This window comes from Salipaludibacillus neizhouensis (assembly GCF_002886185.1).
In the GTDB taxonomy this organism is placed as follows: domain Bacteria; phylum Bacillota; class Bacilli; order Bacillales; family Salisediminibacteriaceae; genus Salipaludibacillus; species Salipaludibacillus neizhouensis.
The window spans coordinates 1,162,951-1,180,244 of record NZ_KZ614147.1 but is presented as its reverse complement, the minus strand read 5'-3'; the positions used below and the strand labels follow the sequence as shown (position 1 = coordinate 1,180,244).

General features: G+C 40.3%; 17 protein-coding genes. 2 read left to right on the top strand and 15 right to left on the bottom strand.

Annotated features, from left to right (window positions below):
* Nucleotides 1-128 precede the first annotated feature (128 nt).
* The 11 genes from CEF18_RS22235 to CEF18_RS22185 form a co-directional block, all read right to left on the bottom strand.
* A complete protein-coding gene (locus tag CEF18_RS22235; RefSeq protein ID WP_110938671.1) occupies nucleotides 129-710 on the bottom strand; it encodes a DUF6470 family protein in 582 nt (193 codons plus the stop codon).
* Between the two features lie 24 nt (nucleotides 711-734).
* Nucleotides 735-1,622, bottom strand: a complete 888-nt coding sequence (gene flgL / locus CEF18_RS22230; RefSeq protein WP_110938670.1) for a flagellar hook-associated protein FlgL — start codon at nucleotides 1,620-1,622, stop codon at nucleotides 735-737.
* A 22-nt stretch (nucleotides 1,623-1,644) separates the two neighbouring features.
* A complete protein-coding gene (flgK, locus tag CEF18_RS22225; RefSeq protein WP_110938669.1) occupies nucleotides 1,645-3,231 on the bottom strand; it encodes a flagellar hook-associated protein FlgK in 1,587 nt (528 codons plus the stop codon).
* 166 nt (nucleotides 3,232-3,397) lie between these two features.
* Nucleotides 3,398-3,898 carry a flagellar protein FlgN gene (locus CEF18_RS22220; RefSeq protein WP_110938668.1) on the bottom strand — a complete coding sequence of 167 codons (501 nt, stop codon included), beginning with the start codon at nucleotides 3,896-3,898 and terminating at the stop codon, nucleotides 3,398-3,400.
* Between the two features lie 20 nt (nucleotides 3,899-3,918).
* Nucleotides 3,919-4,176, bottom strand: coding sequence for a flagellar biosynthesis anti-sigma factor FlgM (flgM, locus tag CEF18_RS22215; protein WP_110938667.1), 258 nt, complete (start codon nucleotides 4,174-4,176; stop codon nucleotides 3,919-3,921).
* 403 nt (nucleotides 4,177-4,579) lie between these two features.
* On the bottom strand, nucleotides 4,580-5,014 hold the full coding sequence (locus CEF18_RS22210) for a TIGR03826 family flagellar region protein (RefSeq protein WP_110938666.1): 435 nt from the start codon (nucleotides 5,012-5,014) through the stop codon (nucleotides 4,580-4,582).
* Nucleotides 5,015-5,094: 80 nt separating this feature from the next.
* Nucleotides 5,095-5,880 carry a ComF family protein gene (locus CEF18_RS22205; RefSeq protein WP_147421978.1) on the bottom strand — a complete coding sequence of 262 codons (786 nt, stop codon included), beginning with the start codon at nucleotides 5,878-5,880 and terminating at the stop codon, nucleotides 5,095-5,097.
* Between the two features lie 22 nt (nucleotides 5,881-5,902).
* Nucleotides 5,903-7,480, bottom strand: coding sequence for a DEAD/DEAH box helicase (locus CEF18_RS22200; RefSeq protein ID WP_110938664.1), 1,578 nt, complete (start codon nucleotides 7,478-7,480; stop codon nucleotides 5,903-5,905).
* Between the two features lie 243 nt (nucleotides 7,481-7,723).
* The gene (locus tag CEF18_RS22195; protein ID WP_110938663.1) at nucleotides 7,724-8,578 is read right to left on the bottom strand and encodes a DegV family protein; all 855 of its coding nucleotides are present in this window, start codon (nucleotides 8,576-8,578) and stop codon (nucleotides 7,724-7,726) included.
* Nucleotides 8,579-9,005: 427 nt separating this feature from the next.
* Nucleotides 9,006-9,704, bottom strand: coding sequence for a response regulator (locus CEF18_RS22190; protein ID WP_110938662.1), 699 nt, complete (start codon nucleotides 9,702-9,704; stop codon nucleotides 9,006-9,008).
* Nucleotides 9,705-9,903: 199 nt separating this feature from the next.
* Nucleotides 9,904-11,034 (bottom strand): sensor histidine kinase, encoded by a 1,131-nt coding sequence (locus CEF18_RS22185; RefSeq protein WP_110938661.1) that lies wholly within the window; start codon nucleotides 11,032-11,034, stop codon nucleotides 9,904-9,906.
* Between the two features lie 473 nt (nucleotides 11,035-11,507).
* Between CEF18_RS22185 and CEF18_RS22180 the strand changes: the two genes are divergently transcribed.
* Nucleotides 11,508-12,140: a YigZ family protein gene (locus tag CEF18_RS22180; RefSeq protein WP_110938660.1), complete on the top strand. Its 633-nt coding sequence runs from the start codon at nucleotides 11,508-11,510 to the stop codon at nucleotides 12,138-12,140.
* 356 nt (nucleotides 12,141-12,496) lie between these two features.
* Here the strand turns inward: CEF18_RS22180 and CEF18_RS22175 are convergent, their stop codons facing one another.
* Together CEF18_RS22175 and CEF18_RS22170 are read right to left on the bottom strand one after the other, a co-directional pair.
* A complete protein-coding gene (locus CEF18_RS22175; RefSeq protein WP_183040996.1) occupies nucleotides 12,497-12,922 on the bottom strand; it encodes a ComEA family DNA-binding protein in 426 nt (141 codons plus the stop codon).
* A gap of 81 nt (nucleotides 12,923-13,003) precedes the next feature.
* Complete coding sequence (locus tag CEF18_RS22170) at nucleotides 13,004-13,900, bottom strand: AEC family transporter (RefSeq protein ID WP_110938658.1); 897 nt, start codon at nucleotides 13,898-13,900, stop codon at nucleotides 13,004-13,006.
* Nucleotides 13,901-14,168: 268 nt separating this feature from the next.
* Here CEF18_RS22170 and CEF18_RS22165 point away from each other — a divergent pair, with 268 nt between their 5' ends.
* Nucleotides 14,169-14,867 carry a transposase gene (locus CEF18_RS22165; protein ID WP_223292431.1) on the top strand — a complete coding sequence of 233 codons (699 nt, stop codon included), beginning with the start codon at nucleotides 14,169-14,171 and terminating at the stop codon, nucleotides 14,865-14,867.
* A gap of 182 nt (nucleotides 14,868-15,049) precedes the next feature.
* Here the strand turns inward: CEF18_RS22165 and CEF18_RS22160 are convergent, their stop codons facing one another.
* The gene (locus CEF18_RS22160) at nucleotides 15,050-16,636 is read right to left on the bottom strand and encodes a flotillin family protein (protein WP_110938657.1); all 1,587 of its coding nucleotides are present in this window, start codon (nucleotides 16,634-16,636) and stop codon (nucleotides 15,050-15,052) included.
* A 126-nt stretch (nucleotides 16,637-16,762) separates the two neighbouring features.
* Entirely contained in the window at nucleotides 16,763-17,293 is a 531-nt protein-coding gene (locus CEF18_RS22155) for an NfeD family protein (protein WP_110938656.1), read from the bottom strand.
* Nucleotide 17,294: the final 1 nt, after the last annotated feature.

Sequence of the window (17,294 nt, the reverse complement as noted above, 5' to 3'; positions counted from 1 at the left end):
CTCTCTCTGTTCGTTTAAATAAAGTGTATATCTTTCTCTTCCCTACATAAGTCCTTTTATAACATAAAAAAACCTGTGAGTTACTAAAGCACTCGACAGGTTTTTATAGAAAGTGAATAAATTTTCATTTAAAGTTGTCTATTCACCGATCCACCAATGACATCAAATTGAATGGAGTTTTTTTGCTGAAGGTAGATGTTTGTTTCCCAACGTGGGACGGTAATCTCCGGTTCATTTTTTCGGACATGAATACTTGGTTTTTGCCAATTTGATTGAATACTTACCTCTGCAGGTTGAAAGTCGATCTTAACCTTCCCCATATGCTCTGGTACCATGGCAAGATTGTATTGCTTCGGTTCTCGTGTTCCGTTTTGTTGAGCAATTTGCGGAATCGCATTTGTGCCATTTTCAATCTTTTTCAACATTTCACCTTGCTGAGCTGTTTTTGCCACGTATTGAGAAGCAGTTTGTTGCGCTTTAGCAACAAATTCCTCATTCCTTCTAAAAATGCTTTTCAAATTTGCATCAGCGAAAGCTTCCGTTTGGTCAATGAAAAGCTTAGAAGCATTCGTACTAATACTTAGAGTGCTCCCTAATTCTTGATCGATTGTCATATCAGCTGGACGCTGCCTTATCGAAAGAAAAGGGCGTTGCTGTTGCATACCAGTAACGGCATCTTGTGTCTGAATTTGAACACGTGCAAGATCCATGCAAGAAGCCCCCTTCCTTCTAAATTACCTCAAGAAATCCATAAGCGAAGGTTGGATAATTTTCGAAGTGGAAGAAAGTGCTGCTCGGTGTACATTCTCCTGCGCCAACAATTTTGTAATGACTTGCTCAATTTCAGCATCTTCATTATCAGACATCATCCGTTTTGCAATCACTTCTTGTTCCTGAAGTCTAGAGTCTATCATCTCGACTCGGTTCATACGGGCACCAAGTTCTGCTCTTTCATTGACCGTGTTGTTTATATGCACGTCAAGAACATCAAGCATCGCTGTTAAGTCCTCTGCCGTTGTGTTCTCGTCGTTCAAAGCATTCTCCAGCTCTTGGATATCCTGAAATAGTTCTTCTGAATAAACGTTTTGCGGTCGGATATTAACTGGTACTTTTACACCCTTTAAGAGCTCAATTTCTACATTTTGTTCGTTATCAGAGACAGTATAGGTCCCCGCATCATCAACACTGACGGGAGGATTCGTAGTATCTGTTCCATTAAAGATATATTTATTATTCGAGCGAGTATTTGCCATTGATTCCAAGTGTTCACGAAGCTGTGTTACTTCTTTAGCAATATTTGCCCGTTGCGTTTCCTCATAGGAATCATTTGACGCCTGAACCGTTAGTTCTCGAACTCGTTGAAGGGCATCAGTTGACTGACCAAGCGTTGAATCCGCTGTGTCCATCCAGTTATACGCTTCCGATAAGTTGCGCTTAAACTGTTCCGTTTCAGCAACTTGCGTACGGTATCGCATACCATTCATAGCTACTACAGGGTCCTGTGAAGGCCGCGATATTTTCTTCCCTGTCGATAATTGATCGGAATAGTTTTTCAAATTTTCAAAGCTATTTCCTAAATGTCGCAGAGAGCTATTGGCCATCATTGATTGTGTCACACGCATCTCTTTCACCTACTTTATATTATTATCGACCGCCGACGCCCATTCCGTTAATGATGCGATCTAGCATCTCATCAACCATGGTTATATTTCGAGCTGCTGCATTGTACGCATGTTGAAACTGAATCATATTCGTCATTTCTTCATCTAGCGATACACTACTTACTGATTGGCGATTTGCATGAACAGAGTCTCGTAAAGAAGCCGAGTTATCCGTTAATCTGCCAGCTTCTTTCGTTGAAACAGCCATCTCACCGATCACTCCTTGAAAGAAACTGTTTACATTCGTCAAGTCCCCACCAAAATTAAGAGAGGCTTCTTTTACATCTGCTAAGTTTAATGCGTTTCCACCATCTCCAGCAAAACCTACGCGTTCCCCGTTCTCACCAACATTCTTCGCTGCAGCGATGTTGTTTCTGCTAGCCAAAATCTCGTCTGAAACTTTTAAATATTTTGCCGCTCCTTGAACGTCACCGTTATAATCATCTGAGTAGGCAAAGAAGTCAAATCCTTCAAAACCGACTCCAAGGTCACCCTGTATCTCAGAAAGACTGATGCCCTCTCGATGCTGTTCATTAAAGGCCTCAGCAAATGTGGCAACCATCTGATCCAAGTCACGCATCATCTCAGGATAAATACCAGCTTGACCACCATTTGCATCTTCATAACCAAATCCTTCGACCATTGCCTTGAGAGAACCTGAAGAATCGAAGTCAGAAAATGGAATTGTCGTGTTATCATTTGTAAAAGTAATTCCTGTTACAAGACCAGATTCACCTTCTCCGTCAGCAAATTGCACCTCTATCTGGTTATATTCCGCTGTTTCGCTATCTACTAACGTAATTCCAGTATCTTGTCCATTTCGGTCTAATAATGAAATTGTGTACTTCCCGTCAGCCATTGCTTTTGCCTGACCACCGCTTGGAACTCGGTCCACACTAATATTTACAAATTGAGACAGCTCATCAACGAGCACATCCCGCTTATCGTATAAATCATTCGGTAAATACCCATGAGGTTCCACAGAAGCAATCTGTTTGTTTAATTCATTTATTTGATTCAGCGTTGAATTAATTTGATTTTGCTCTATGCCGATTTGTTTTCCGTAATCACGTTGGATAGCTTCCAATGATTCATACGTATAGTTAAACGTATCTGCTACAGCTATTCCCGATTGACGAACAACGGAACGAGCACCGGCATCTTCCGGGTTGGCAGCAAGATCCTGCATCGATTTCCAAAATTCATCCATGACGTTTGAAATACCGTTTCCAGACAATTCATTCATTACATCTTCCATTTTTTCGAGAGACTTTTGCCGAGTTTCCCAATAACCATGTTTATTGTTTTCCCCGCGAAATTGCTGATCCAAAAACTCTTCACGAACGCGTTGAATTTCTCCCGCTTTTACACCTGTCCCCAACTGTCCAGGAATTCCCGGCTTGTTAAACGCGGGTTTCGGAAAGGCTTCCGTTTGTGTGAAGTTCACACGCTGTCTGGAATAGCCTGGTGTATTTGCATTTGCAATATTATGTCCCGTTGTATTTAATGCTGATTGATGCATGCTCAAAGCACGGCGAGCAGTTTCTAATCCATGAAATGTCGAAAGCATCCTATTCTCTCCCTATTAAAAACGCGTAGCGTCTTTTAGTAAATACAGCGTTAGCTTTCGCCACCCTCATTTAAGTGTCAAGGCAGGTTTCCCTTGACACGCGTGGCGTAAAGGTAGCTGTCATATTGTCTTGATAAGAAAAACCGCTTTGCGGATTTTTCTTATTTTATACTTTTGAATCAAACAACGATCGTTTACCCGGATCAAAATCATCCTCATCTTCATTTTCCCCAGTACCAGAATAACTGGAGAATTGATTCTGCGGATGCATGGCATCAAGGGAAAGGTTCACAAAGCGCAACGAGTCCTCTAACATTTGGCGATTCAATTCATTTTGCTCTTTAAGTTTTTGAATCTCAATGACTAATCGGTTTTGCCAATTACTCAAATCCTCCCGCTCTTTTTCAGGTAAGAGAGGAAGTAGTTGATCCATCGTTACGTTCTCTTTCACCAGTCCCTTTTCATCCATCCATTGCTGAATAAGATGTTGTCGCGTATTCTCAAGCTTTCGGAGGTGCTGAATTAATGCGGACTCACCCTTTAAGACTTGGTCAAGACCAGCCATATCCCCTTTTTTAATGACTTCCTCTTTTTTAAAAGCCTGCTCATTAAAACGTTCATGAACAACCGTCATTGCCTGGAAAATTTGGATAAGCTCCTGCACCATGTCAAACACCTCACTTCTGTTTATTTATTCCAAAAATCATAAAGCTTCTTTGCTACCTCTTCAGGGTTCACTTTATACGTGCCATTGTTAACTTGCTCTTTTACCTCTTGTACGCGTTCCATTCGATCCGCAGAAATTCCAGGTGTATTAGCTAGTTTTTTTGCTTCAGGTGAAATTTCCACTTGATCCTGCTTTTTTACATGGTCCTTTTTTTGGCGCTCTTGGACTTCTTGACTCTTCTGATACGCTTTTACGGAATGCATCGGATTTATTTTCATGGTTACGCACCTCCTTCAATCCTATTAATGAATATGGTATTCTCCTATGGTAAGGTATACAGCACTAACCGAAGTCACCACCACTTACACCTTTTATAACCTCTACTAACTATATCGGTTATTCCCCGCCAATCTTTACTATTCAGTCAAAAAAACATTTAAGAATAGTCTATTTTACCACAAAAACACTCATTTCCTTTTAAAAGGGGTCAGACCCGCCATTTTTCCCCAAAAGAAAAACGGCAGAGCCGTCTTTTGTTAAATACAGCGTCAGCTTCCGCCGCCATCTTTTAAGTATCAAGGATGGGTTTCCCTTGATACGCGCGGCGTGAAGGTAGCTGCTAATTTTATAAATTACCATCTAAAAAAGCGTCCATATTTATGAACGCTTTTACTTATAATTTTATCGATTACGGTTTAAGCGGTCGTTCATGGATGAGTAGGTTTGATACTTCGCCTTTTCCCGATCCTCTTTTCTTTTCTCATACGCTTTTTGTCGATCTCCTGCTTCAAGATCACGACTAAATCCGTCCGTACAATCCCCGCAAAGTTTACCATCATTGATGTTTTTTCCACATTTTGCACATGGATACCCTAGATTAGGAAATTGTGAGACATGAAGTCGTCCTTCGCGGATAAATCGAACAATCATATCTTTTTCGACCTCTGTCCCCTCAACCACTTCGTCTAATGTTGCTTTTCTATTCTCTCGTCTGCGAATAAATTTATAAACGATATCAAACTTGTTTTCCACTTCTCGTGCACACACATCACAAACCGAGCGTAATGCCTTCACATAAAGCTTTCCGCAGTTTGGACAATTGACCAATTCCGCCATTCTAATCACTCCTCTTTACTCCAGCTCTTACGTCGATGACCAAGCCAGTTTTCACTTTTCTTATATATCGACATATTTCGCTAAGTGTTGAATGTTTTTTTCAAACTTCCTGTCGCTCGGGCTACTGTAAGACCAAATATTTCTTTTGCTCCGTTTGTATAGAAAACACTTGCTGCAGCATGCAGTGTCGCCCCGGTTGTATAAATATCATCAATGAGGAGGATTCGCTTACCATCATAGGACACATTCATTCCTTTTTCAGTCAATTGAAAGACGCCATCCAAAGCTTCTATTCTAGCTTGCCGATGACGTTTACTTTGTTTTTCCGCCGCTCCAGTCCGTTCCAATAATTCCACATATGGAAACTTCTCTGCAAGCAAAAGTCCTTGATTGAAACCTCGTTCCCATAACCTTTCCTCCATTAATGGAATCACTGTCACAATGTCTATATGCCCTAGCTCCCGACTTGCTTTTTTCAAGTCACCAGAAAATAAGCGTGCAATCTCAGCATCCCCCCGATACTTAAACCGGGCAATGACTTCTTGCAGAAAAGGTGTATACGTGTATAATGCACGATGTTGCACAGGCATAATTCCCCCTTTCCCCTTCCATAGCAGGCAATCGTGACATTGTTTTTCCGGCTCAGCTTTAAAGCTGGCATGACGAGATTCTTCCTTGCTTAAAGCAGGCCGGCCGCACATTTCACAGCTGATATCAGTGATTCGCTCCAACTTTTCTGCACAATCAGGGCAGAGAATACTTTCTTGTGTGATCCCCAACAACCACGACCAACTCACATCCTCGTGGAACCGTTCGAGGCAATACACACATCGATTATTTGCTTGTACATGTTCTCGCCAATGCATCTTAGTTAACGCCTCACTCTCGTTATTTTTCTTGATTCATCGCTTCTATGTGTCGTATCGCCTCAACCATCGCTGTCGTTTTTCCGTGATGAAAAAAGATGACATCTCCTGTTGGCTCATCCGCACTTCGTCCGACCCGTCCGGCAATTTGCACGAGTGCTGATTCTGTAAAAATCCGGTCTTCTGCGCCTAACACACCTACTTGAACTCCTTTCACTGTGACTCCTCTTTCCAATATCGTCGTTGTTACTAAAATGCGAATCTTCCCCTCCCGATAACGCATGACTTTCTCTCGTCGTTCTTCATCATTGGCGTATACCGAATCGGTACTTACCTCCGGAAAAACGTGGCGAAGTGCTGCGACTACAGCAGGTTGGAGATCAATTCTTGGTAAAAATAAAAATACTTGTTTTTTACGTTCTAAGGTTTGCTTAATCCAATGGAGGAGATGGTAAGGGAGCTTCTTTTTTCGTTGAAGGTTTTTCATCCAATTTCCAATCCACATCAGTTTTGGAACAGGAAGGGGATGACCGTGATACCTTCTTGGGACCTTTACATGAGGAATTTTTCCGTTTTCTGCTGCGCTTTTTAATTCTTTTGGAGGGGTGGCCGTTAAATAGATTGTCAAACTAGGACTCAAGCTTGCTTTTTTCACGGCAAAATGAAGTTTTTCATCATAGCTAAATGGAAACGCATCGACTTCATCAATGATCACATTCGGAAAATAATTATGGTAACGGAGTAGTTGGTGGGTCGTAGCAATCAAAAGCTGGGCTTTAGCATAGCGATCATCCGCCCCGCCATAAAAACCTTCAACAACCGTATTCGGAAACGCCGTCCGAAGTCTCGGCAACAGTTCTAAGACCACATCTGTCCGGGGTGTAGCAATAAGAACAGGTTTTTTAGCTTCAAGACCAGCCAAAATAGCCGGGAACAACATTTCCGTTTTCCCTGCTCCACAAACTGCCCAGGTCAGGAACGAACGATTTTCTGTAAGCGGTGTGTTGACCTCATTCACAAGCGCATCCGCTGCTTTTTTCTGGGCTGGTGATAGTTCCCCTTGCCAGCCGAGCCGAGGCATTTTCGTATCATTTAACTGCTGCGTCCCATGCCAAGTAAGAAAAGGTGTGCACGAATTGACTCGCCCCATCAAAATGCAACTGCGACAATACGTACACATGTCATTACACCTTGCACATTCGATCTGAGCTAACAGAAAAGGATCCGAAGTTCCACAGCGTGAACATGCTAGTTTGCGAGATTGCGGAACTATGCCAGCAGAATAGTGAATATAACCGTGGCAAACATGCTCATGAATCTCCTGCAGCGAAAACATTGCAGTTACTTCATCTAAAAGTAATCGCCTCCCCCGTAACATTGCTTCCAAGTTTGGATTAGAGACAAACGTTTGATTTACTTTAGGATTTGCAATGGCAGTTTCATAGTCGGATAGTCGAGTGAGAGGCAATTCTGTCATGGGTTCAAGTAGTTGTTCAGGAATAAGCCAATAAGCGAGCCCTTGAGGATCATGAGGTAAATACACAGCATACTTGTGATTTTCCAAAGTGGATTCGGAGAGAGGTAAAACATAAAAACGCATGGGATGCGCCTCCTTTATGGGATTGTAAGGGGTGGGGGAATAGCGATGAAGATAAACATTTGGTCATTTATAGTTTTAGTATACTTCTTTAAAGATATCTGTAAAATTATTTTTTAAAAGAAGAATGAATCTCGGAAAAATAGGCTTGAAGAAGCAAAGGTGTTGCCCCGCGGAGAGCGTCCACCTAAAGCTAATTCAAGTACATTCCTTTCCCTAGTAAGTTCTAATTAAAACACAAAACTTCTATTTTATCCGCGAATCAACCCAACCTATACCAAGACTACCTTCACCTAAATGAGTACCGATTACCGGCCCGAAATAACTAATAGAAACATTCGAATTCGGATATTTCGCCTGCAATTCTTCCGCAATTACAGCTGCCTTATCCGGACAATTTCCGTGAATCACTGTAATATCAAGAGGATTTCCATTTTTCGCGTCCTTGTCTAGTATCGAATATATCCTTGCTAACGCCTTTTTAGCCGTACGAACCTTTTCATACGGGACAATAATTTTTTCTTTAAAATGTAGCACAGGTTTTATCTTCAAGAGACTGCCTACAAATAATTGCGCGCCATTTAATCGACCTCCACGATGCAAGTGATTGAGATCATCCGCGATAAAATAAGCTTGTATGTTGTTTTTCATGTCGTATAAATGATCAAGTATCTCTTTTGAACTGTAATTTTGTTCCGCCATTTTTGCCGCAGATAGAACATAAAAGCCTTGCACCATACAGCTTACTTCCGAATCAAACAAATGAACCTCTACACCATCAGTCATGTTTCCAGCTGCAAGTGCTGTTTGATGTGTCCCACTTATCCCACTTGAAAGCGTAATGACGATGATTTCCTCGTGATTTTCTGCTAGCTCTTGGAATTTTTCTTCGAATAGACCGATGGCTGGTTGCGAGGTTGTCGGAAGATTTTCGACTTGTTTCATTTTCGCATAAAATTCTTCCGTGGTAATTTCCCATTCTTCTTTATACGTTTCTTCACCGAAGTTAACATCTAGGGGTACCATAATTATGTGATGTTCTTCCCGTAATTCTTTTGGTATGTATGCTGTGCTATCTGTAACTATAGCTATTTTACTCATCTAGGTTTTCTCACTTCTCTCTTTTCTAAATTTCATTAATAAAAACGGCAAAGCCGTCTTTTATTAAATACAGCGTGATCTTTAAAGCCAATATCATTTGAGCATCAAGAGCGAACTTCCCTTGATGCATGTGGCGTAAAGATAGCTGTCAACTTGTCTTGTTAAAAATGACATCTGTCATATTTGAAGCATTATACTTATACTACCAACTGACAGGTCCCATTGTCTACGCTTATCTTCATATACTGTGCAAACCTCTTATGATTCGACGACTTTTTCAGGTTCTTTTTCTTTCAAGGCCTCTTTTAGGATCCTTTTTGGGTCGATCTTCTTGGGGTCAGACCCCCCCCCATTATTCTATCCTTGTTTACTTGAAAACAAAAAACATGCACCCGCTAATGCGAGTGCATGTCGATGAAAAATAAAATTAATTTACTTTTACCCAACCGTTTTTAATGGCATCTACAACAGCTTGTGTGCGGTCATTCATACTCATTTTTTGTAAAATGTTACTTACATGGTTTTTAACTGTTTTCTCACTAATATAAAGAGCTTCTCCGATTGACCGGTTACTTTTCCCGTCAGTCATCAGCTGAAGAACTTCACACTCACGTCGCGTTAATAAATGGAGTGGACGACGGTATTCTACTTCTCTAAAGCCAATTTCTGTTTCTGGACCATTATCTGATGCAAGACGACGGTACTCATTGATCAGGTTATGTGTCACTTTAGGATGAATGTACGCTCCACCGTCTCCAACAACCTTCACGGCTTCTATGAGCGCTTCTGTATCCATTTCTTTCAGTAGATAACCAGATGCACCTGTTTTCAGTACAGCAGTTACATACGTTTCATCATCATGAATGGAAAGAATAAGGACCTTAACGTTCGGAAATGTTTCAACAAGACTTTTTGTCGCTTCCATTCCGTTAACATTCGGCATGTTAATATCCATTAGAACGACATCCGGCTGATTTTGGCGTACTAAATCAACAACGTCTGAGCCGTCGCTTCCTTCCGCAACAACCTCAAAGTTCTCTTCCATAGAAAGGATTCGTTTTACTCCCTCCCTGAATAACTGGTGATCGTCAATCAAAATAATTTTTAATTTATGTTCGTTTTCCATGTTAATATCCTCCTAAAATTTATTAGTTATATAATGTCTATGATGTATTGTGTCTGTTGTAAAGTGCATTCTAGAGGTGATAAGGAAATGCTACATTTTCCTTTAGAAAAGTATGTCTAAACTAAGCAATTGCGCAAATCTCTCATGCATTTCTTCCCGACAAAAAACGGAAATACATAGTTCTTTTATACTAAAAAAATCACACTATTGCAAGAGGTATCTGAACAATAATTAACGTACCGACATTAGGTTTAGAGTCAATATTCAACTTTCCTTCTAACATATGAACCCGTTCCTTCATCCCTATAAGGCCAAAACTACCTTCTTTTTTCGTGATAATATCGAATCCTTTACCATCATCTTTAATAACCATTGTAATTCTCTCAGCCTTCATTTCTAGCTTTACAACAATGTTCGTTGGGTCTGCATGTTTACAGGCATTTTGAACGGCTTCTTGTATAAACCGAAAAATAGCAACTTCCATATGAGTAGGGAATCGTTGTTCTTTTCCCATCGTTTTAAACGTTATTGAAATTCCTGTACGTTGCTCAACATTCCTTAAGTATTTAGCCAGTGTCGGCAGAAGTCCTAAATCATCTAGCGTCATGGGACGTAAATCATAAATGATTCTACGGACTTCACTTAATGAATCCTTCACCATCACACGCAAATCACGAATTTCTATTCGAGCTTGTTCTATCCCTTCAGTGTCTAATACTCTCTCAACAATTTCCGAACGCAGCATAACATTGGCCATTGATTGAGCAGGACCGTCATGAATCTCACGGGATAGTTTTTTTCGTTCTTCTTCTTGTGCATGAATAATTTTCAATCCAAATTGCTGCATTTCTTCTGCATCAGCTACCATTTCAGAAACATGCTGCAAATCACCTGTTAAATAGTTAATAACGACATTAATTTGGTTTATAAGGTGATCGGCTCTTTCCATTGTTTCTCCCAATTTCATGAGCCTTCGTTCAATTTGATTGCGACGTTCTCTCAGTTGCTTTTCTTCTTGTTGGTGAACGGCTAATTGAACTTGGAAGTCATTAGCTTGTTCGTAAGCTTCTTTTACTTCGACGTCGGAAAAATTGGCAAAATGTTTGCTCACTTCGGCTAGTCTGTTCCTTGCGAAACGGGAATGGAGCTCTGTTTTTTCCGATTTCTCTATCATGTGAATGACGTTTTTTTGAATATCGACTAGTTCTTTTTTCAGGGACTCGTACTCTGTCCGTGAGTCTTCGCCAATTTCAAAAATATCGACTTTACTTTGACCCACTGTTTCCATCATTTTATCTAATATTGTTTCAATCGGTTGAACGGAATTCAATCCAAACCCTCGCTTTCTTCAGCTCTGAATCAAAGGAACCGTCTATCTATTAAAATTTCCTTCATTTTAGTAGAGGAGCTCATGGCAAGTGAAAAAAGTTGTTTTTGAGCGGTATGCTCTAATGACTAATCGTACGGTTCGTTTGCTTTATGGGGGTAATCCGACAATTGGTTCACTAATTCCCCATAATTTTCTTTTGATGTTTTTCCTCATCCTAATAACATGCCCTTTTTCTCACAAGAGTAGCTATTCTGATAAATAAATAATATATAGTTCTCATATACCACTTATTCGGATATGATACGATGATAGAAAGATGTCTACTTCAAGTTTTAGGCTGCGACGCTTGACATCCCCTAGTATTACATCATACCCTAATTTTATTAACTATCATCATGTTTTGCCTATTTTTATATAATTTTAAACAATTTGTGAGTCTTACTACACATTTGCTTACCTGGGAGAGATAAAACATGCTACCGTCTTATTATACTGTAAAAGGCTATGGTGAACATGAATTAACCATTCAAAAGTCACGATTTATTGCTTATGTGCAAAGAGTTACCTCTGAGGACGAGGCTCGGAATTTCATAGACTCCATTAAAAAAAAGCATAGGGATGCGAATCATAACTGTTCCTGCTATATGATCGGAGAACAGGATTTAATCCAAAAGGCGAACGATGATGGAGAACCGTCTGGAACAGCAGGAGTACCTATGCTGGAAGTATTAAAACAGCGTAAGTTAAAAGACATTGTCGTTGTCGTTACACGGTACTTCGGGGGCATTAAACTCGGTGCCGGCGGTCTCATTCGCGCTTATGGATCTGCCACGAGTGAAGGCATTAATACAACCGGGGTTGTAGAAAGACAATTAATGAGCATTTACTCAAGTACGTTCGATTACACGTTGCTTGGTAAGGTGGAAAACGAAATCCGCTCCTCCCAATTCAAATTGAAAACGATCGATTACCTAGAACAAGTCACGTTAGAAGCCTTTGTAAAAGACGGTGACGAAGAGTCATTTCAAGAGTGGATGCAAAACCTAACAAATGGACAAGCCACCATTCAACAAGTCGGCCAAAGTTATTTGGAAAAACAGGTTTGACATGAACAAACAACAAGCATGAAAACGAAGACGCAGACTCCTGCAGGAAGGCAACTGCTAGTGGAAAACTTTTTTCTAGCGAAGGCTGAAGCATTTACCCTGCGGAAAGCGTCCGTCCTAGAGCAAATTCGAGCAACCACTTCTAAGAAAAACGTGTAGCGTCTTTTATTAAATATAGCGTGCTCTTCCACAGGAGTCTCTCGGATTTTTTCGCCTATGCTCTCGTTTTCGATGTGCTACTTTTGTAGGTGCTAATTTTATAAATTCTTATCTATCCAAAAAGACGTCTCATTCCTTCGCTAAGGAAAAATGAGACGTCTTTTTATGTACTAAACGAGTCACTATCAAACAATCTATTAAATATGAAAAGAATCTTCCATAACCAATAGCTTCTTTTCACCAATGCCAGGGACTGCAAGCAACTCTTTTTTATCTTGAAAGTCTCCGTTGAGCTTACGATAGTCAAGTATTTTAGAGCCCAAATCAGCGCCAACGCCAGGAAGTTTTAAAAGTTCCTCAAGGTTTGCCTGATTAATCGAAACACTAGCAACCTCTTCTAGGAAACTTTCTTCAGAAACACGCAAATCAGAGGGAGCTGACTTTTTCAAAAATACTGCTTCCTCGCTGTTAGGTTCGATTTTATCGTTTATCAACGGTCTTGTTTCATCCAGTTCGTCTTGCTCAACAGCTACCTCCAACTGCAGCTGATTCTTTAAAAATGGAAGAATCACTTTCCAAACCAAGAAACCTGTAACCAAAATTACAAACATTCTTTTAAACATGCCTTCCCCTCCAATCCGTTTCATTTTTGGGGTCCATTTTTGGGGTCAGACCCCCCATTTTTTTTACAAATGACTCAAAACCTACCCTAATATTGTTAAGATCAGCGTAATGGTAACGACGCTTAATAAGGTTGTGATCAGGGTTGTACTGGATACTAATTTTGGTTCTGCATCAAACTCTACTGCAAACATGACGATTGTTGCTGCGGATGGCATCGCAGCAGAGACGATAAGAACGTCTGCCAGCAACGGGTCCATCGGCATCATCAAGGTTATTCCGTAAGCAATGATCGGTGAAATAACTAGTCTTACGATAACCCCGTAGGAAACCTTTCCCCATGCGGAATTTCCCCATTCAATTCTTGCTAACTGCATACCTAAAATCAACATGACAATTGGAATGGCAGCTTGGGAGATTAATTCAACCGGCTGCATGATGGTACTCGGCATCGGGATATCAAAAAATTTTAGTGGAATCACTAAGAGCATGGAATATGTCACAGGCATTTTCATGAGAACTTTTAAAGCAGTTCTCATCCCGGATACTCCTCTGGCAGCATAGTAAATACCAAAGAAATTCATAATTACCGCTTGTAAAACCATGAACGAAATCGCAAAGGCAAATCCCGCCTCCCCATATGCAAAGAGGATAATTGGTGCCCCATAGTTACCAGAATTCATAAATGCCGTCGAGAGGATAAGACCACTTTCCGTGCTAGCAGAATATTTCATTTTCCATGAATATACTTTTGTAATAATAATTAGTGCGAAAAGTAAGATCAACGCAAAAGCAATCATATAAGCATACTGAATATTCATTTCTGCATAATAAAACGTTTCAAATACTAGTGCTGGAGTCAAAATATAGATTGCTACTGTTGAGACTGGTTTAATGTCCACCTTACGCCACTTCTGCACCACATAACCTGCAACAAACACAAGCAACACAGGCAACACAACCGTAATAAAAATTGTCATATCATCGCTTCCTAATTTCTGGGGGGGCAGCCCCCCCCATTATTTTCCTTTTATTTATTTTCACTAAATAGAAGGATTTTTGAGTTTAGTGTCGAATCCTATCTTTTAGAGCAATGACATTACTCTATTATTCGTTTTTATTTGTTATTTTACGACCGAATAAATGTTTTTCCCCAGTTTGACCTTCGTCTTTCCTTTTAATTTGATTAACTTCCAAATGACTTACCATCTTTATCCCATTTCAGCAAGTGAAAGGTGTGAAATATGTATGGGTAGAAAACCGAGAATTTGGTACCCAGGTGCAACATATCATATTACAAGTAGAGGTAATCGTCGAAGTGCGATATTTTATGATGACGCTGACCGCCTCAAGTATCTCGCTCTCCTCTCAGAAGTACATCAGGAATTCCCGTTTAGAATTCATGCATACTGCCTGATGACCAATCACATTCACCTTCTAATGGAAACAACAGATTACCATAGTAAAAAAATTATGAAACGACTACATTCCCTGTATGCTATCTATTTTAACAAACGTCACGACCTTAGTGGACATGTTTTTAGTGGAAGATATCATGCGCTCCTTATTCGTAACACCACTTATTTTTTGGAAGTCAGTAAATACATTCATTTAAACCCATATATGGCAAATATCGTTGATTCTCCAGAGAAATATTATTGGAGCAGTTATAAAAATTATCTTGCTAAAACGAATCATTCGTTTTTAACCACCACAAAGGTTCTCCAGTTTTTCTCGGAAGATTCAGTGGTTCTCTATAAAGAATTTGTGGAAAAAGATCTTGATAAACATGCGAATCGAGATTTTTTAACAGATTTTTATGATGACTATTTAAAGGAAGCCGCGAAAAAAAGTTTAGCGACAATTTCTGAAGAAAATGCTAACCTCATCGTTGCTGAAAGTTTTTACACCGAAAATGACAAAAAAGAAACTCCTTTACTAGAATAACATTTTCAAGGGGGCATTGCCCACCGAAATCAGGCATCTAGAGCGAATTCGAGTACCTCTGTTCAAAAGCATACAACAATCTCTCAAAAAGAATTTTATAAGTTCTTAACTGTTCAAAAATAAAAGCGACGGAGCTTATTCCGTCGCTTTTACTCATAGAAAACTATTAATCTATCATTAACTTAAGAATTACTAGGTGTATCTGTGTTCGTAACTTCCGAATTTGCAGATGCTTCCCCACTTTGGTTTTGAGCCGATAGTTGCTCTGTTAATTCATCCATGCTTTGTTTTACATTTCCTTTTCCAGAGAAATTCTCTAATAAATCTTGGACGTCAATCCCTGATGCTGCCTTAAGGTTCTCCGGTAGTGTTGCCATCAAATCTGTCACATAACTGGACATTTTTCCGGCTCCACCTCCACCATCTTTACTGCTTCCACCAGTATCAACAACGGTCACACTATCAATCGCACTAAGAGGTGCAGCAATTTCTCGCGCGTAAGCTGGCAGCATTTCAAGAATCATGCTGAGTTTCGCTGCATCGCCGTATTTATCGAATGCCTCTGCAAGCATTTTCTTCGCTTCTGCTTCGGCTTCACCTTTTTTAAGAATAACCATTGCTTCCGCTTCACCACGGTTGCGAATAACACTAGCATCGGCTTCCCCGCGTAAACGTTCAGCGTCCGCTTGAGCTCTGGCCTCTGCTTCAATTTGATACTGAGATGCTTCCGCGGCACGCATTTGCTGGACTTTATTCGCTTCCGCTTTTTGTTCCTGCTCATAACGATCGGCATCCGCTTTTTTACGAACTTCAGCGTCATACTGTTTCTCACGACGCTTAATCTCACGCTCTTCCAATTCAATTTGCTTATCTCGTTCAATGATGCGAATTTGCATTTCTTCTTCCGTAACTTGTTGTTTGGATTTGGCTGTCTGTAAGTCATACGCCTGATCCGCTTCTGCTTTGGCTTGATCCTGTTCACGGTTATAGATCGCAATCTTTAATTGCTTTTCTTTCTCAGAATTCGCAATTTCCGTATCACGCACTAATTCCTGTGCCTTCGCTTCTTGTTCAGCTCGTGCGTTCTCTATTCGCGCTTCTTTCTTTCGTTCCGCTTCTGCTACTGCGGCATTTCGCTTCACTTCAGCAATTCGCGGTTTACCAAGTGAGTCTAAATAGCCTTCTGTATCTGTTACTTCCTGAAGCGTAAATGACTTGATTTCCAACCCCATTTTATTAAAGTCGCGAGATGCTACCGATTGCACTTCTTGGTTAAAACGCTCCCGATTATTATTAATATCTTCTACACTCATCGAACCAAGAATAGAACGTAAATGGCCTCGAAGCACATCTTGGACTTCTTCTTCAAATTCTTCTGTAGATTTACCTAAGTATTGTTCTGCCGCTGTTGCAATCTCTTCCATCGTAGATCCGACTTTGATAATCGCCACACCATCAACAGAAACCGGTACCCCTTGCTCTGTATAAGCACCTGTCGTAACAATGTTTAAGCTATAGTTTGCTAAACTGAATTTTGCATATTGCTGGAAAACCGGTACGACAAAGGCCCCGCCCCCACGCAAAATTTTCATCTTTTTCCCATCGGAATCATCGGAAATATTTTTACCTTTTCCTAAATAGCTACCAGTAACAAGCAAGGCTTCGTTCGGCCCGGAAGTTTGGTATCGGGTAAAGTAAACACCTATTAATACGAGAAATACAAATGCAACAACAATACCAATAATAACTGCAGAACTTAAAAACTCCATACATCCATCCCCTTTTTATCTCATAATAGTCCACGCTTTCCTTTTTTCTAAAAATGCCCGAGTTTGAACCGAATTTCACTTTTTTTTTATAAAACTAGATACATCGTTTCTTCCCTCAATTTCACTTCATTCATAATGCTTGGAAACGAGAAACACACCTTCGTCATCAATATCAATGACAAGAATTTTTGTTCCTTCAGGCAAATGATCGCCATCGAAGCTTTTTGCCGGCTTACTCATCGTTCCATGCGTTCTCGGAATGACAATTTCTCCAAACCCATCAATCGGAATGGTTGTATATACTTCACCTATAGTTCCTTTCAATTCTTGAACAGAGTATGAAATATTTTTTTCCGACCGCTTCACGGGAATAACAATGAAAAAATTGACGAGCACGATAACAATAAGCGATATGACTGCATTTATCACAATGATCGTACCACTGTTCATGAATGTCACCGTCTCCAACACGTACCCTAGTCCACCAAATAAAGTAATATAACCTATTAACGTAATCGGGTTTATCACCCCATCGCCTGAAATATTGAACAGACCTTCGAGTAGGTCTCCCACGAACAGAAAGAGAACCGTTAGGATCACACCTAAAATAAGTGCATATAAATACAGTGTTTCGATCGGGAAACCAAATACCTCCATA

What these genes read in the sequence shown, in the direction of transcription:
- CEF18_RS22235 (WP_110938671.1), bottom strand. Translation starts at nt 710, where the DNA reads ATGGATCTTGCACGTGTTCAAATTCAGACACAAGATGCCGTTACTGGT.
- flgL (WP_110938670.1), bottom strand. Translation starts at nt 1,622, where the DNA reads ATGCGTGTGACACAATCAATGATGGCCAATAGCTCTCTGCGACATTTA.
- flgK (WP_110938669.1), bottom strand. Translation starts at nt 3,231, where the DNA reads ATGCTTTCGACATTTCATGGATTAGAAACTGCTCGCCGTGCTTTGAGC.
- CEF18_RS22220 (WP_110938668.1), bottom strand. Translation starts at nt 3,898, where the DNA reads ATGGTGCAGGAGCTTATCCAAATTTTCCAGGCAATGACGGTTGTTCAT.
- flgM (WP_110938667.1), bottom strand. Translation starts at nt 4,176, where the DNA reads ATGAAAATAAATCCGATGCATTCCGTAAAAGCGTATCAGAAGAGTCAA.
- CEF18_RS22210 (WP_110938666.1), bottom strand. Translation starts at nt 5,014, where the DNA reads ATGGCGGAATTGGTCAATTGTCCAAACTGCGGAAAGCTTTATGTGAAG.
- CEF18_RS22205 (WP_147421978.1), bottom strand. Translation starts at nt 5,880, where the DNA reads ATGCATTGGCGAGAACATGTACAAGCAAATAATCGATGTGTGTATTGC.
- CEF18_RS22200 (WP_110938664.1), bottom strand. Translation starts at nt 7,480, where the DNA reads ATGCGTTTTTATGTTTTACCTCTCTCCGAATCCACTTTGGAAAATCAC.
- CEF18_RS22195 (WP_110938663.1), bottom strand. Translation starts at nt 8,578, where the DNA reads ATGAGTAAAATAGCTATAGTTACAGATAGCACAGCATACATACCAAAA.
- CEF18_RS22190 (WP_110938662.1), bottom strand. Translation starts at nt 9,704, where the DNA reads ATGGAAAACGAACATAAATTAAAAATTATTTTGATTGACGATCACCAG.
- CEF18_RS22180 (WP_110938660.1), top strand. Translation starts at nt 11,508, where the DNA reads ATGCTACCGTCTTATTATACTGTAAAAGGCTATGGTGAACATGAATTA.
- CEF18_RS22175 (WP_183040996.1), bottom strand. Translation starts at nt 12,922, where the DNA reads ATGTTTAAAAGAATGTTTGTAATTTTGGTTACAGGTTTCTTGGTTTGG.
- CEF18_RS22170 (WP_110938658.1), bottom strand. Translation starts at nt 13,900, where the DNA reads ATGACAATTTTTATTACGGTTGTGTTGCCTGTGTTGCTTGTGTTTGTT.
- CEF18_RS22165 (WP_223292431.1), top strand. Translation starts at nt 14,169, where the DNA reads ATGGGTAGAAAACCGAGAATTTGGTACCCAGGTGCAACATATCATATT.
- CEF18_RS22160 (WP_110938657.1), bottom strand. Translation starts at nt 16,636, where the DNA reads ATGGAGTTTTTAAGTTCTGCAGTTATTATTGGTATTGTTGTTGCATTT.
- CEF18_RS22155 (WP_110938656.1), bottom strand. Translation starts at nt 17,293, where the DNA reads ATGGAGGTATTTGGTTTCCCGATCGAAACACTGTATTTATATGCACTT.